The 15434-nt window shown below is 58.1% G+C and carries 13 protein-coding genes; 6 read left to right on the top strand and 7 right to left on the bottom strand.

Translation table 11 applies throughout. The features are described from left to right. Nucleotides 1-12: 12 nt before the first annotated feature. From HRR99_RS21690 to HRR99_RS21680, 3 genes are read right to left on the bottom strand one after another with little or no spacing between them, the layout of a single operon-like run. A complete protein-coding gene (locus tag HRR99_RS21690; protein WP_233124847.1) occupies nt 13-1620 on the bottom strand; it encodes an acyl-CoA dehydrogenase family protein in 1608 nt (535 codons plus the stop codon). A gap of 6 nt (nt 1621-1626) precedes the next feature. Then, a complete protein-coding gene (locus HRR99_RS21685) occupies nt 1627-2388 on the bottom strand; it encodes an SDR family NAD(P)-dependent oxidoreductase (RefSeq protein WP_233124846.1) in 762 nt (253 codons plus the stop codon). After that, nucleotides 2385-4241 carry a feruloyl-CoA synthase gene (locus HRR99_RS21680; RefSeq protein ID WP_233124845.1) on the bottom strand — a complete coding sequence of 619 codons (1857 nt, stop codon included), beginning with the start codon at nt 4239-4241 and terminating at the stop codon, nt 2385-2387. The genes HRR99_RS21685 and HRR99_RS21680 overlap by 4 nt, the downstream gene beginning before the upstream one ends. Before the next feature lie 143 nt (nt 4242-4384). Here HRR99_RS21680 and HRR99_RS21675 point away from each other — a divergent pair, with 143 nt between their 5' ends. From HRR99_RS21675 to HRR99_RS21665, 3 genes are read left to right on the top strand one after another with little or no spacing between them, the layout of a single operon-like run. Then, nucleotides 4385-5179: a crotonase/enoyl-CoA hydratase family protein gene (locus HRR99_RS21675; RefSeq protein ID WP_233124844.1), complete on the top strand. Its 795-nt coding sequence runs from the start codon at nt 4385-4387 to the stop codon at nt 5177-5179. A gap of 30 nt (nt 5180-5209) precedes the next feature. Further along, nucleotides 5210-5662 carry a MarR family winged helix-turn-helix transcriptional regulator gene (locus HRR99_RS21670; RefSeq protein ID WP_233124843.1) on the top strand — a complete coding sequence of 151 codons (453 nt, stop codon included), beginning with the start codon at nt 5210-5212 and terminating at the stop codon, nt 5660-5662. A gap of 25 nt (nt 5663-5687) precedes the next feature. Beyond that, nucleotides 5688-6563, top strand: coding sequence for an amidohydrolase family protein (locus HRR99_RS21665; protein WP_112501553.1), 876 nt, complete (start codon nt 5688-5690; stop codon nt 6561-6563). Here HRR99_RS21665 and HRR99_RS21660 read toward each other — a convergent pair. Next, the gene (locus HRR99_RS21660; protein WP_233124842.1) at nt 6560-7678 is read right to left on the bottom strand and encodes a citrate synthase; all 1119 of its coding nucleotides are present in this window, start codon (nt 7676-7678) and stop codon (nt 6560-6562) included. The two genes, HRR99_RS21665 and HRR99_RS21660, sit on opposite strands and share 4 nt — an antisense overlap. A gap of 85 nt (nt 7679-7763) precedes the next feature. Here HRR99_RS21660 and HRR99_RS21655 point away from each other — a divergent pair, with 85 nt between their 5' ends. The 3 genes from HRR99_RS21655 to eglC all read left to right on the top strand — a co-directional run bounded on the left by HRR99_RS21655 (nt 7764) and on the right by eglC (nt 11493). Then, entirely contained in the window at nt 7764-8960 is a 1197-nt protein-coding gene (locus HRR99_RS21655) for a citrate/2-methylcitrate synthase (RefSeq protein ID WP_233124841.1), read from the top strand. Nucleotides 8961-9085: 125 nt separating this feature from the next. After that, complete coding sequence (locus HRR99_RS21650) at nt 9086-9880, top strand: 2-keto-4-pentenoate hydratase (RefSeq protein WP_233124840.1); 795 nt, start codon at nt 9086-9088, stop codon at nt 9878-9880. A gap of 176 nt (nt 9881-10056) precedes the next feature. Beyond that, the gene (gene eglC, locus HRR99_RS21645; protein WP_233124839.1) at nt 10057-11493 is read left to right on the top strand and encodes an endo-1,3-1,4-beta-glycanase EglC; all 1437 of its coding nucleotides are present in this window, start codon (nt 10057-10059) and stop codon (nt 11491-11493) included. A 35-nt stretch (nt 11494-11528) separates the two neighbouring features. Here eglC and HRR99_RS21640 read toward each other — a convergent pair whose 3' ends face one another. The 3 genes from HRR99_RS21640 to HRR99_RS21630 all read right to left on the bottom strand — a co-directional run bounded on the left by HRR99_RS21640 (nt 11529) and on the right by HRR99_RS21630 (nt 15129). Further along, nucleotides 11529-12983, bottom strand: coding sequence for a sensor domain-containing diguanylate cyclase (locus tag HRR99_RS21640; RefSeq protein ID WP_233124838.1), 1455 nt, complete (start codon nt 12981-12983; stop codon nt 11529-11531). 150 nt (nt 12984-13133) lie between these two features. Further along, entirely contained in the window at nt 13134-13955 is an 822-nt protein-coding gene (locus tag HRR99_RS21635) for a bifunctional allantoicase/(S)-ureidoglycine aminohydrolase (protein ID WP_233124837.1), read from the bottom strand. A 127-nt stretch (nt 13956-14082) separates the two neighbouring features. Next, complete coding sequence (locus HRR99_RS21630; protein ID WP_233124836.1) at nt 14083-15129, bottom strand: class I SAM-dependent methyltransferase; 1047 nt, start codon at nt 15127-15129, stop codon at nt 14083-14085. Between the last annotated feature and the right edge of the window lie 305 nt (nt 15130-15434).

Below are 15434 nucleotides of genomic sequence, written 5' to 3'. Positions count from 1 at the left end.
TCGTTCCTCCCGTTAACATGCTGATGTGAATGGTTTTGATGCGTAGGCTGGGCGTTGATCGCCATCTTCCGGCAAGCGCAGGGAAAGCCAGGCGTCGACCGCCTCCCATGCCGTGCGCATATAGCGGTCCGCATGATAAAAAGCGGTCTCGGGCTCTCCCGCGAGCGCAGTCATCTCCGCGCTCATAGCCAGGAATTTTGCGAGTGCTTTTTCTGCCGCGTGCGTGGCAGATGTCGCAGCGGCCTGTTGGATATCTCGCCTCACCAGAGTTTCGAACGCCGCAAGACCGCGTCCGTCGTCACGCCATAATCTGCGGGTGAGAAAATCGAGCGCCTGCATGCCGGTCGTTCCCTCATAAATCGACATGATGCGGCTATCGCGCAGATATTGTTCCAGCGGCCACTCACGCGTATAGCCAGCGCCGCCCAGAACCTGAATGGCGCGGCTGGCGGTATCAAAACCGATCTCCGCACCGAAATTCTTCACGAGTGGCAAAAGCCAGGCAGCGAAATCCGCGAAGAAGGCACGCGTCTGCGCGGTGTCGGAGAGCCTGGCCAAATCCATCGCGGCAGCCTGCTCCACAACGGCAGCACGCAGGATTTCCGTCTGATGACCCAGAACGACAAGCTGTCGCTTCACATCGGGATGGGTAGCGATGGCGACAGGCTTTTCATTCGCGGCGCCGCCCTGCCGCCGCTCCAGCGCATAGGCCCGGGCGATATCCGATGCGGCTGATGCGATGCCCAACCCCTGACAGCCGGTGGAAAGCCGCATGCGCTCGATCATGGTGAAAAGCTGTTGCAGGCCATGGCCTTCCTGGCCCAGAAGAACGGCATTCGAACCATCGAACCGTAGCACGCAGGTGGGTGAGCCGTGCAGGCCCATCTTCTCTTCGATCCGCTCCACGGTGATGCCGTTGCGCAGATCGTTCAGATGATCGGGCACCAGAAACAGGCTGAGCCCCTTCGTTCCCGGCTGGTCGCCGGTTCGGGCCAGAAGGCAGTGACCGATGCGAGATGTGATGTCGTGATCACCGAAGGATATCCAGCATTTGGTGCCGTTAACCTGCCAGCCTTCATCCGTGAGAAAGGCGCGCGTGCGAATACGCCCGACATCTGAGCCCGCATCGGGTTCTGAGATACAGATGGTTGCGGAACAGTCTCCGGCAATCAGGCGTCCGATCCATTCTGCCGTCTCTTCGTCCGCGACCTGCGCCAAGAGAAAGGCGGCGGCGCGCGACGAGCCAGCCAGCATCATTAGCGATACGCAGGCACGCTCGAATAGCGAAGCGCAGGCCGCTTGCAGCGTTTGCGGAAGGCCCTGCCCGCCGAAAGCTTCCGGCAGGTCGATTCCCAACCAGCCTGCTTCGCAAAAACGACGATAGGCATCTGCAAAGCCTGATGGCGTTTTCACCCGTCCATCGATCAGCCTGCACCCTTCCCGGTCGCCGGGACTGTTGAGCGGCGCGAGAACGGTCTGGGCAAAGCTGGCCGCTTCAAAGAGGATGGCGGAAACAGTGCTGTCGTCAAGCTCCGCGGAAAGCGCACGAATGTCCTGCCAGCCGGGCGTCTTGCCCAGCAGCGTCATCGTTCTTTCCACCTGCTGTTCGAAGCCCGCCATCTGCGCCTACCTCGGCTGCATACGAATGGCGCCGTCCAGCCGGATGACTTCGCCGTTCACATAGCGGTTTTCGATGAGATAGCGCACCGTATCGGCAAATTCCGCCGGGTCGCCCAGCCGGGCCGGATAAGGAATGGCTGCGGCGAGGCTGTCCTGCGTTTCCTGCGGCAGACCGTGCAGGAGCGGCGTCAGAAACAGGCCCGGCGCGATGGTGTTGACGCGAATACCGAAACGGGAAAGCTCGCGTGCGGCAGGCAGCGCCATGGAGACGATTCCGCCTTTCGACGCCGCATAGGCAACCTGCCCGATCTGGCCTTCGAAAGCGGCGACTGAGGCCGTGTTGACGATGACGCCCCGCGCCTTGTCGTCACGCTCCGGCGCCTTTGCCATATGGGCGGATGCCAGCCGCATCATGTTAAAGGTGCCGATCAGGTTCACGTTGATGACACTTTGAAAGGCTGCAAGCGGCATCGGCCCCTCGCGGCCCAGAATGCGGGCAGCGGGACCGATACCCGCGCAGTTCACCAGAATACGCAGGCCATCGCCTGCCTGCGCGGCCTGCGCGCAAAGAATTTCCGCGTCGGCCTCGCTCGTCACGTCACCAGCAACCGCCACGCCGCCAATCTCGCCAGCCACCTTGGCGGCAGCATCCGCATTGCGATCGAACACATGGACGAGCGCGCCTCTGGAAGCGAGAAGACGAGCCACCGCCTCTCCCAGACCGGAACCACCGCCTGTCACGACGGCGCTTGAGCCTTCGATCTTCATGCTGCTATGTCCTTTCCAACCGTGATCACGTCAGGCGAGCCGAGGTAAAGCTGCTCCACCAGATCCTTGCGCAGCGACAGCATGGCGCGCTGGTTGAGAGAGCCCTTGTCGGTGATCTCCCCCTTGTCGAGACGTGGTGCTTCCCGGATGATGAGGAGCCGCGCAACCCGTGTTGCCGAGCCGGTCGAGCGCCTCTGATGGCGCTGTAAGGCAGCGGCCAATGCATCGCGAACGAGCGGATGCCCCAGCACGTCGTCATCCGTCATGTCTATATTGGCGACACCGATCAGCTCTCGCAACGGCGGCATGGAAGCGATGACCAGAGCACCGAGTTTTTCGCGATTTTCCCCTGTGATGACGGCATCGCGGATCAACCCGCCGAAATCGTCCACCAGTGTCGCGCGCAGCTTGCCGACCGAGACCCACGTGCCTGTCTGGAGCTTGAAGTTCTCTGCGGTGCGGCCATCGAAATAAAAGCCGTGCGAGGGATCACCCTGCTTGGCGAAACGCACGGCGTCACCAATCTGGTAGAAGCCTTCCTCATCGAACGCTTTTGCCGTCAGTTCCGGGCTGCGCCAGTAACCGGGCGTGATGTTGGGGCCCTTGAGGCGTAGCTCGTATTTCTCGTCGTAGGGCACAAGCTTCATTTCCATGCCCTGCGCGGGAATGCCGATATTGCCAGGCTGCTCCTGCGGATCCGTGCAATAAAGCGAGAACGGACCGGTTTCCGTGGCACCAAGGCCAGTGCCGAGTGGGACGCGGGTGCCGATAGTCTGCTCGGCAAGAACATTGAGCGCATCCCAGGTATGTTGGGCCATTCCGGCTCCGGCATACATCATCAGCTTCATGTTTCTGAAAAAGCTTTCGCGCAAGGCGACATCTTTGCGCATGGCCTGCACCAGCATCTCGTAGCCCGCCGGTACATTGAAGTACCACGTGGGCGAGATCTCACGGAGATTGGCAATGGTTTTGCCGATCATCTGGGGAGATGGTTTGCCGTGATCGACGTAATAGGTGCCGCCATTATAGATGGCGTTGTTGAACAGCTTGTTGCCGCCCGCCGTGTGGTTCCACGGGCTCCAGTTGACGATGACAGGCGGCTCATCGCGCAGGAAGGCGTAACAATCAGCAACCATTTCCTGATTGGAACACAACATGCGTTGCGTCTGAATGACGGCTTTCGGGGAGCCGGTGGTGCCGGAGGTGAAGAGAAACTTCGCGATCGTATCGGGACCGGTCGCCGCAAAGGCTTCGTCCACCGAAGCAGTTGCGACGGTCTCCAGAAAATCGGCGAAGACATATGTATTGGCGCGGCCTGATGGCGGGTTGCGCAGCACCACGACGGGCATATCCTGCCCGAAAGCATGATCGACCGCATCCATGAACCGATTGCCATCTTCCACGAAAACAAGGCCGGGCGTGACCTGTTCTGCAATCTCCCGCAGCTTCTCGAACTGACCGGCGAAGGCAGCGTAACTGGGCGATACCGCCGCAGAGGGAATGCCGACATGCTGGGCACCCAGGGCCAGAAGACCATGCGTCACGGAGTTCTCGGCCAGAATGACCAGCGGACGCTCGACACTGAGACCCATGTCGAGAAGCGATTGGCCGATACGCCTGACGCTATCGACCGCATCGTGATAGGTCACCCGGCGCCAGCCATCGCCATCGCGCTCTGCCATCCACACCCGATCAGGCGCGACGGCTGCCCAATGAAGCAGCTTCTCATTCATCTTGTCAGGGTAGGATCCGAGCGGATCGTCCCGCCAGACCTTGATCGAGCCGTCGCCATCCTTGCGCCAGCTGATCTCTGGCGTCCAGAATTTTACGCGTCGAATTGCGCTCTCGTTCATGACTCCTCCCAGACGTCAGTCGCGTGATGTGGGGAGTTGCGCTTTGTCATCTCCACCTGAATTTTGTTTACAAGGAAACAATCTATCTGTAAACAATCAAATCACAACTATCTGGATTTGTAGCGTGCGGGAGGCTTCTACCGATGAGCGATCATCAGCAACCGGATTTCGTGACCTATGAGCTGCGCGGCAACATAGCGCTGGTTGGGCTGAACCGACCCGCAAAGCGCAACGCCATCAGCGATGCATTCGTAGAGACTATCGCACGCGCTGTTGAGCGCGCGCAGAACGAGGCCAAAGCCGCCGTTCTGTTCGGGCACGGAGATCATTTCTGCGCCGGTCTAGATCTGGCCGAACATGTGAAGAAGACACCGATAGAAGGCGTCCGTGGCTCCCGCCGCTGGCATACGGTCTTTGCCGGTATCGAGCATGGTACTATACCCTGGTTTTCAGCACTGCACGGCGCCGTCATCGGCGGTGGTCTGGAGCTTGCTGCATCGACCCATGTGCGGGTCGCGGACAAGACCGCCTTCTTTGCCCTACCGGAAGGGCAGCGCGGCATTTTCGTTGGCGGCGGCGGCTCGGTGCGTGTGGCGCGCTTGACCGGCGTTGCCCGCATGACCGACATGATGCTGACGGGCCGCGTGGCGGCAGCGGATGAAGCGGAACGCTGGAACCTCGCGCAATACGTGGTTGACGCAGGCACGGCAGTGGAAAAGGCGATCGAGCTTGCGCAAAAAGCAGCCAGCAATGCAGAAATCTCCAATTACGCCGTCATAAACGCCTTGCCGCGCATTCAGGATATGGCAAAGGAAGATGGCCTTTTCGTCGAATCCTTCATTTCTTCGTTTACGGCAACAAGCCCGGAAGCAGAGGAACGGCTGCGGGCATTTCTGGAAAAGCGGGTCGCAAAGGTAAAAGCACCCGGCGCGGCCTAGTTCTCGCGGCGCAGACCCCAAGGATGAGAGATGGACACGCTGGTTCGTACCCCTGAGAACGTCAATCTGGAGCGGTTGAACGCAGCGCCCGGCTTCATGCTACGGTTGGCCCAGTTGCGGGTCTATGAGCAGTTCTTCTCCGAGGTCGGCGAGCGCGGGCTGAAACCGGGCGAGTTTTCGGTTCTCTGGGTTATCAGAAACAACCCAGGGATACGGCAGAGTATTCTCGGCCAGAGCCTGATGATCAAGCGCGCCCATATGACCAAGCTCATTCGTGCGCTGGAAGACCAGGGGCTGCTGTCGCGCCGGGTACCGGACGAGGACCGCCGCGCCGTGGAACTGACGCTGACGGAAAAGGGTGAAAGGGAAGCGGAGACCGCATCCGAGTGGTTTTTTGCCTATGAGGAAGGCGTCGGTGCTGCCCTGAGCGACGTGGAACGGCAGCAACTGCTGGCGCTGTTGCGGAAATTTATCGGTATCTGAACGAGTTTTTCATGGGAGGAATATCATGAACATCGATGAGCTTGTCGCCATCGACGTGCACACGCACGCTGAAGAGCCATGCGGTTGCCAGCGCGACGACGGATATCATGAGTTTCAGGCAGGCATGGCGCGCTATTTCAGAAATCCGGCTGGCGCGCAGGGCATGTTACCAACGGTTCAGGAAACCGCGACCTATTACCGCGAACGCAAGATCGGCTGCGTGATCTTTCCCGTGGATGCCGAACGCGAAACGGGCTTCAGACGCTACGACAATGAAGAGGTTGCCAAGATCGCTGCCGAAAACAGCGACATCATGATCCCCTTCGCCTCGATCGACCCTGCCAAGGGTAAAACCGGGGCACGGGAAGCGCGGCGGCTGGTTCGGGAATTCGGCGTCAAGGGCTTCAAATTTCACCCGACGATGCAGGGCTTTTACCCCAATGATCGTATGGCCTACCCGCTTTACGAAGCCATTCAGGAGGAAGGTGCGATAGCCCTGTTCCATACGGGGCAAACGGGTGTCGGCGCTGGTCTTCGTGGTGGCATGAGCATGCGGCTGAAATATTCGAACCCCATTCATCTCGATGATGTGGCGGTGGACTTTCCCGACATGCCGATCATCATGGCGCACCCGTCTTTCCCTTGGCAAGAAGAGGCGCTGGCCGTGGCGACCCACAAGCCGAACGTCTACATCGACATGTCCGGCTGGTCTCCGAAATACTTCCCGCCTATTCTGGTGCAGTACGCCAACACGTTGCTGAAACACAAGATGCTGTTCGGCTCCGACTGGCCAGCGATCACACCGGATCGCTGGTTGGCCGATTTCGAAAAGATCGAAATCCGTGACGAGGTGCGCCCGCTGATCCTCAAGGAAAACGCGCGCAAGCTGTTCAAGCTTTAAGCGTCCGGCATGGGGCCAATATAGCGGGACTGGGGGCGGATCAGCTTGCCGACCTCATCCTGCTCCAGCACATGCGCGGTCCACCCTGCCATGCGGCCTGCTGCAAACACATTGGTGAAGCTTTCGCGCGGGAAACCGACCGCCTCTAGAACCAATGCCGTATAGAATTCGACGTTGGTTTGCAGTGATCGCAGTGGCTTCTTTTCCGCCAGTAGCGCCAGTGCCTCCTCCTCGACGGCCTCGGCAAAACCGATGCGTCCGCCGCTATCGCGCAGGGCGGCAACTGCCTTCTTTAATACATCGGCGCGCGGATCGCGAACGCGATAGATACGGTGGCCGAACCCCATCAACCTTTCGCCCCGCGCCAGCGCATCGCTCAACCAGGAGTGAATGTTGTGTTCTTCACCGATGGCATCCAGCATATCCAGCACCGGACCCGGCGCACCACCATGCAACGGACCCTTGAGAGCGCACAGCCCGCCGATGACAGACGAGAACATGCCGGCCTTAGTCGACGCGATAATACGGGCGGTGAAGGTGGAGGCGTTCAGCCCATGATCGGCAACCGTGACCAGATAGGTATCGAGTGCGCTGACCTTTTCCGGCGCAACCTCATGGCCGTGCAACATGCGGAGAAAATCCGCCGCATGGCCAAGCGAGGCGTCCGGGACAATCGGCTTGCTGCCTAAATGGGCGCGCGCGATGGCAGCGGCAAAGACCGGAACAGCCGCAACAGCGACGATATGGTGGTGGTCCGGCTCTTCATCCGAGAGAGACGACAGGAGAAGCCGCAGCGCCTCGACCTGCGTCAGCGCTTGAATTGAGGGCAGCAAGCTCTCGACCTTCTCAAACGCGCGAAGCCGTGCCTGACCCAGTGCCGCGCGGATATCGGCCTCGTCACGGGGACCAGAGGCGAAACCCCGCCAGAGCAGTGCAAGAACCGCCTCGAAGCTGCGGTCAGCCAGCCTGTCGAGATCGTAACCGCGAACGACGAGCCGACCGGCAGCACCATCAACGTGGCTGAGCACGGTTTGCGCGGCGACGACGTTCTCGAGGCCGGCGCTGACTGTTTCAAGCGTGACGGAAGGAGAGGAAAGTTTCGATAGATTGTTCATGATGATCCTCATGGATTGACTTCCATAAGAATGATAATTGAATCAATATAATCAATCTTGATTCATCTAATCAACATCGAGAAAAATGACGAAGCACGAGCAGTTCATCGATGCAGACACGGCATCCCAAACCCTCGGCATCAGCCGCGCATCGCTCTACGCCTATGTCAGCCGTGGGCTGGTACGCACGATGGCTGCACCCGACGACCCGCGACGGCGCCTCTACAGCAGTCACGATATCGATCACCTGAAGAAGACCAAATCAGTCGGTCGAAAGCCTCGCGACGTGGCGGCGACGACGCTGGATTGGGGTCTGCCGGTGCTGCCATCCGGCATCACTCTCATTCAGTATGGACGACTGTTTTATCGCGGACAGGACGCGGCAAAGCTTGCCGAGCACCAGTCGTTGGAGGATGTCGCGCGTCGCCTCTGGTCCTGCGGCAATCATGATCCGTTTGCGACGGTCAGACCCTTTTCATGGAATCCGTCACTGATCGAGATGACGCGGGATTTGCCGTTGACGGAGCGCTGTCAGGCTCTGCTTTCACTGCTAGAAGCAGGACGAATGACCGCATGGCAGCGCGACAACAGGACATTATGGCCAAGCGCTGCTGCACTGCTGCGTGCTATGACCGCTGCCGCGACGGCGAGCACGCCAAGCGCTGAGCCAGCCCATCTGCATCTCGCAAACACTTGGGGGCTGGATGCCGTTGGGGCCGACATCATTCGACGCACGCTGGTACTACTGGCCGACCACGAATTGAACGCCTCGGCCTTCGCCGTGCGGGTCGTCGCCTCCACCGGGGCCTCACTCGGCGCCTGCCTGAATGCCGGTCTGTCGGCACTCAGCGGACCGTTACATGGCGGCATGACGAGCCTTGTGGACATCCTGTTCGATGAAATCGACGCGGCATCGGATGCCGCAACGGTGGTAGAGCGGCGGTTGAGGCGTGGCGACGGTCTGCCCGGCTTTGACCATCCGCTTTATCCCGATGGCGATCCGCGCGCGGCAGCACTCCTTCCCCTGCTACAGCCCGACGCAAAGCGTCAGTCGCTGATCGACACGATGGCAGAAACAACCGGCAAGCTGCCGACGATCGACGTCGCACTCGTCGCCATCCGCCGTTCCCTCGGACTTCCACCCGGCGCGGCACTGAGCCTCTTTGCGATTGGACGCACCGTCGGGTGGATGGCCCATGCCTTCGAGCAGTTTCAGGAGAAAAAGCTGATCCGTCCCCGCGCTCGCTATAATGGCCCGCAGCCGGGAGATGATGGGGAATAATTGTTTTATACTGAATATATGTTGAAGACGCTCCAAATCGAAGTTTCGCCAGGGCGCTTCACTTGCCAGCATCGCAAATGACTGCAATTAAATCTCCCCTATCTGACGTTACGGGAGGGTGTTGCATGACAACGATGACAGCCGCAAACATACAACTTGGCGCTATTCTCGCCGAGGCTGAAAATCAGCAGTCGTCCCTCAGCGTTTCCAAGCTGGAAAGCAGCGGCCTCGTGCCCGATACGCTCGAGACAGCCATGGCTGCACAAGCCATCGCAGCCGCGGCTATCGGCAAGGACGTCAGTGGCTGGAAAGTCGGGTTCAACAACAACCGCGCTATAGCGGCGCCATTGCTCGATGTTTACGATTTAGCTGCACAGAGCACACTTGCGGTTCCGAAAACCGGAGCGGTCGGCGTCGAAATCGAGATATGTTTCGTGCTCTCCGATGACATTCCGGCACCCGAAACGGGCAAGGACTATACAAGGGACGATATCCAGTCGCATGTCGCATCGGTGCATCTGGGTGCCGAACTGGTGAGCTATCGTATCGTGGAGGAAACAAATGCCCCCTTCCCGCTGCACCTCGCAGACCGTCTCGGAAATCATTCCTTCGTCTTGGGGCCGGAAATCGACAGCGCCATCATAACCCGCGTTGCCAATGAGGACGCCACGCTTCCAACGCTTGTCGTGGAATTCGATGGCGACGTGGTTCTAGCCGCCACTCCAATGCATCCGCAGGCCGATGCTGTCGCGCCGTTGCTGGCCTATGCCAATGCGCCGCTCGACCATCTGGGTGGTTTGAAGCGTGGCCAAGTGGTAACGACCGGCAGCCTTTGCGGGTTGGTGCGCCTGACGGGCCAGACATCCATTCGCGCCACATGGGGCAACATCGCGGCGCTGGACATCACCCTTCCAGAGTGACCACGTCTGCCTCCACACACCACTGACCAAACTTTCATCGCGCCATGTACCCCTGACTTTTCGCAGGGTCTCTGGCGCGATTATTCTCATTTCCGCCACAAAGCACGGCGGCATCGCTGGTACACTTGCGACTGGAGGAATTGTCGGGGAGGACAGTTTTAACAGGAGATAAGTCGATGGCGAATTCGATCATGAATGCTCTTGGAAAGCCGCTCTATTATAGCGACACATCCACCGGCTTTTTCTCGGCAACGGGTTCAGGCCCCAACCTCTACGGCACCGCAAAAAACGATTCCATGTGGGGCGATAGCGGCGTCAACGTTACCATGCATGGCGGCACCGGCGACGACATCTACTACCTCTATTCCACCATCAACCGCGCGGTGGAAGCGCCCGGACAGGGTATCGACACCATCAACACTTGGATGAGCTACACACTTCCCGACAACATTGAAAATCTGATCGTAACCGGTGACGGTCGCAATGCGTTTGGCAACAGCCTCGACAACATCATCAGCGGTGGCTCCGGCAAACAGACGATCGATGGCGGCGCTGGCAATGACGTGCTGAAAGGCGGCGGCGGTGCCGACACTTTCGTCTTCGCCAAGGGAAACGGCACCGACCTCATCACTGATTTTGGCGCTGACGACTTCATTCGTCTCGATGGTTACGGGGTAACCTCCTTCGATAACCTGTTGAGTGCCTCCACGCAAAAGGGCTCAGATCTCTGGCTGAATTTCGACAATGGTGAAAGCGTCGTTCTGGCCAACAAAACGGCCAACGATCTCTCTGCGGACCAGTTCAGGCTCACACTCGACCGGTCGCAACTGACCAGCACCTTTGCCGACGAGTTCAACTCTCTGTCGTTGAGCAACGGCCAGTCCGGCGTCTGGGAACCGAAGTTCTGGTGGTCGGGTGAGGAAGGCGGCAGCCTGCACACCAATTCGGAAAAGCAGTGGTACATCAACCCCGCCTATCAGCCGACCTCTTCGGTCAATCCGTTTTCGGTGCAAAACGGCGTTCTGACAATCAAGGCCGCGCCGACGCCTGATGCCATTTCCGATGCCGTGAACGGATATGACTACACGTCCGGCATGCTGACCACCCACCCGTCGTTTTCACAGACCTATGGCTACTTCGAAATACGTGCCGATATGCCGAGCGATCAGGGCGTTTGGCCTGCTTTCTGGTTGCTGCCGGAGGATGGGCGCTGGCCGCCTGAGATCGATGTCATCGAAATGCGCGGGCAGAACCCGAATACGCTGATCCTGTCGGCGCACTCCAACGCGTCCGGCCAGCAGACATCCACCATCAACAATGTCACGGTGGGCAGCACCGAAGGGTTTCACAAATACGGGCTGCTATGGGAGGAGGACCACATTACCTGGTACTTCGACGATGTGGCCGTAGCCCAGATCGATACGCCCGCCGATATGCACGATCCCATGTACATGCTCGTCAATCTCGCTGTTGGCGGCATCGCGGGTACACCTTCAACCGGGCTGCCGAATGGCTCCGAGATGAAGATCGACTACATCCACGCCTATTCTATCAACGATCATGCAGCAACCGCAGCAGCGACGACGGCCAGCGCCGACAATCTTCTGGTTTGATGAAATCCCGCGCTCTGGCTTTGTCAGGGCGCGTTTCATATGCCTGCTGATTTGGAGCGGAGCGCATCGTTGGCGTAATGCGCCTTCTTCTGCTCGTACATGTTGATATCGGCGCGCTTGACCATCGCCTCCAGCGTCTCGCCTTGTTCGCTGGTCGCGACGCCCACCGATATGCCAAGTGGCGCATTGGAATAGAACTGATTGTTGATCTTCAACAGTTCGAATATGGTATCCACCATGGTGGCTGCTGCCTGCTTGTCGGCACCGGGCATCAAGATGGCAAACTCATCGCCGCCAATGCGCGCTGCGTGGTTGGGGGCCGCCACCACACCGTTCAGAACTTCACCCAACCTGCGCAGCAATTTATCGCCTGCATCGTGGCCCAGCGTGTCATTGGCAATCTTCAACGCGTTGAGGTCGATGATGACGGCAGAGACGGGCCGCAGGCTGTTGCGCTCCAGACGGTTCAATTCATCCGAATAGAAAGCGCGATTGTAAAGCTTGGTCAGCACATCGTGCTTGCCAAGATATTCGAGATAGGCCTCGGCCTTCTTGCGTGCCGTAATATCCGTTAGTGCCACCTGCACAAGTGACCAGTCATTCTCATGGCCAGGGAAGACCGAGAAGTGCAGCAACAGGTGACGCTCCGACCCGTCGAGCGCGTAGTTGATGACCTCACGCTGCTGGAACAGATTGCCGTGCCACAGATCGATCAGCTGCTCTCGAAACGGCTTGTCCATCTCGTCGCGAAACACATCACCCAGACGCCGCATCAGCGTTTGCTCATCCGGTGCGCAGAAAAGATCGAGCGTGGCTTTGTTCACCTCGACCACGCGAATTTCGCTCATGCATTGACGCACGAATTCGGGATGCACATCCATGAAAACGCGGAAGTCCATAATGCCCCGACTTTTGATATCGTCGATCAGGCGCTTGATGTGGCTGAAGTCTTCGACCCAGAGCGACACAGGCGAATGTTCGAACATGCCCTCGGCGTAACGCCGGTTGGTCTGTTCCAGCCGTCTTGCTTCCTCGCGCTCCGTTACGTCCTCGGTGGTGATGAGGATGCGGTCCAGCGTATCTTCATGGCCGGGAATGATCGCGCCGCGCAACTGGATATCCAGCCGCTGGCCACTCAATGAGTAATTCACGGCATGGCTAGAGAAGCGGGCTTTTCCCTGCCACAGCGCTTCCAGTTCGGTAATGTGGCTTTCCAGCATATCGTCGCGAAAGACGCGGTGCAGATTAGCGATCAGGTGGTCAAAATCACGGGCTGCAAAGAGTTCGAGCGTCTTCTCGTTGACCTTCAGCACCCGTATCTTCTGCGAGCATGCCTGAACGCGGGACAGGTCTTCGCACAGAAATGCCCGGAGATCCGTCACGCCTTGCTGCCGCCAGAGATCGAACTGACGCTTTACGCCCGAGAAGTCTTCGATCCACATGGCAACAGGGGCGAGATTGAAGATGTCTGCATCAATGGACTGCGTCATGGCATGGTCTCGAATTTGCAAAATCGGGCGGCTCCCGCGATGGAGAAATTCGCGAAAACCGGCATCGAAACAGCCCCAATGGTTTAAGGCCGGATATCTCTCATTGCGCGGTGCCAGAAGCAGTTTTACGCAATTGCGAGCAAAAGCAAATTACCAAAGCTTAACGTGGCGGTTCACATCTTTATACAGCAGGTAGCGGAACCGGCCCGGCCCGCCCGCATAGCAGGCCTGTGGGCAGAACGCCCGCAGCCACATGAAATCTCCGGCCTCGACTTCCACCCAGTCATTGTTGAGTCGGTAAACCGCCTTGCCTTCCAGCACGAAAAGGCCGTGCTCCATCACATGGGTTTCCATGAAGGGAATGGTCGCACCGGGTTCAAAGGTGACGATGTTGAGGTGCATGTCGTAGCGACCGTCGGCAGGGTCGATGAAGCGTGTGGTCGCCCATTTGCCATCCGTTTCCGGCATGGCAGAAAGCTCGTGCTCATCTTCGTGCGTGAAAATGGCGGGCGGCAACTCCAGACCCTCCACGACGTCAAAGACTTTCCTGACCCAGTGGAACTTGACGGGGCTCGACCCTTCACCGCGCAGCGCCCACGCGTGTCCCGCAGGAATATAGGCGAAGGACCCTGCCCGCATTGGATGTTTTTGTCCGTCATGTTCGATGGACATTTCACCATCGACCACGAAGATCGCCGCCTGTGCACGGGCATCCGGCTCTGGCTTGTCGCTGCCGCCGCCGGGCAGAACTTCCATGACATATTGCGCGAAAGTCTCGGAAAAACCGGTCATCGGTCGGGAGATGATCCAGGCACGCGTATCGTTCCAGTGCGGCAGCACGCTGGTGACGATATCAGACATCACCCGCTTTGGAATGACGGCATAGGCGGTCGTAAATGTCGCTTTGCTTGAAAGAAGTTCTGTCTGGCCGGGAAGCCCGCCGAAATCCGAATAATATCGCTTGTTTTCCATGATGCACTCCAAAGGCATGCCACTTCATAGAATGCTTTAATGCCTTTCGACATCAAATGGAATCGCCTTGCATCATGAAATTTGCGCTGCCATCAGTGGGCAGCGCAACGTCTGAAGTCGCTGGAAATCAGCCCTTTTTGCGGATAATGCCATAGACGATATTGCGGTTCTCGCCGAAGAAGACTTCTGCTTCGATGGCCGAGGGATCGGCGCTGGCGTTGATGATGTTCCACATGTCTTCTTCGGTGCGCAGAAGCAGTGCCCAGTTCATGAAGGTTTCCATATAACCGTCCACGCCGATATCCTGCGAGAAGTTGGCAAACAGGAATGTGCCGCCGGGCTTGAGCATATCGAGGCAGCGCTGCGTCAGTTTGATCGAAACCTTGTCGACCAGATAATCGTAGAGGCCTGCCGCGTAGACGAAATCGAACTGACCCAGTTCATGGCGTCCGGCCAGAATGCCGCGCACGGAGCCATCGATCGCTTCGATGCAGGAGCCGCTGAAGTCGCGGGTGATGGCGCCGATGCTGAGCGGGTCCTGATCCAACGCGACCCAGCGTTTGATCGCGCCATTGGCAAGCGCTGTGGACTGGTTGGCCTCACGAAGATGTCCCGCCGCAATCGTCAGAATTTCCGTGTCGGGCCCGTGCTTTGCAGCGAGATCATCGACATGCTTCGTCAGAATATCGCGGCGCTCTCTAACTGCGACGGAGGAGGACGCGTCTTTCGTATATTCGTAGAGCGCAGCGCCGATGCGGGATGCGGCAGCAATCCGGTCTTGCACACTTGGATGGCCGTAGATGAAGTCCAGCAACTGCGCATCGCCGGAGTAGCCACGCGGTTTTTCGTGAGACCAGTAGGTGAATGGATCTTGCAGGAAATATTCTGATACCGGGTGATCCTGAACCACCGGGATCAGCTCGCGCCACACGCCAGAGTCGAATTTTTCTCTGATCTGATGCAGTCTACCGGCGACTTCATGTATAATTTGCTGCGGCGCACGCCCACTCAAAAATTGCTGGTGCGCAATACCAAGGATGAGGGCGATTTCTGCTTTTCCGACTTCAAATTTCTCTTCAAAATTGTTGTTTCTCCCACCGAATATCTCCGCCGATATTGTATCTGGAGTAATAAGACTTTCGCCGTCAAATTCTCTATTCACAAATTGGGACACACACACTCTCCTGATTAACGCCTTGTTAACTCTGAGACAATTCAAACTTAAACGGGTGCCAAGTCAATGAGACAAAAGCCTTAAATATACGGGTCTTCGGGAAACTTTTTATTAAGGTAAACGCAATTTGGATTGTACTTTTCGCGGCTCTTAAAGAAACTTAAAAGGATACAATTCATTCTTCGCAGGCTTGCAACCTCTCCATGCACCGATGGCCGCAACGGAAGGGGAGTAAAGAAACAGCACCTGGCAATAAAATTTGTTTCGCTGGAAACAATCGACTTACAGTATTATTGCAACCTATG

This window comes from Agrobacterium vaccinii, from assembly GCF_021310995.1.
Classification (GTDB): domain Bacteria; phylum Pseudomonadota; class Alphaproteobacteria; order Rhizobiales; family Rhizobiaceae; genus Agrobacterium; species Agrobacterium vaccinii.
Note: the sequence above shows the minus strand (reverse complement) of the source record. Positions and strands in the feature narration are given on the sequence as shown.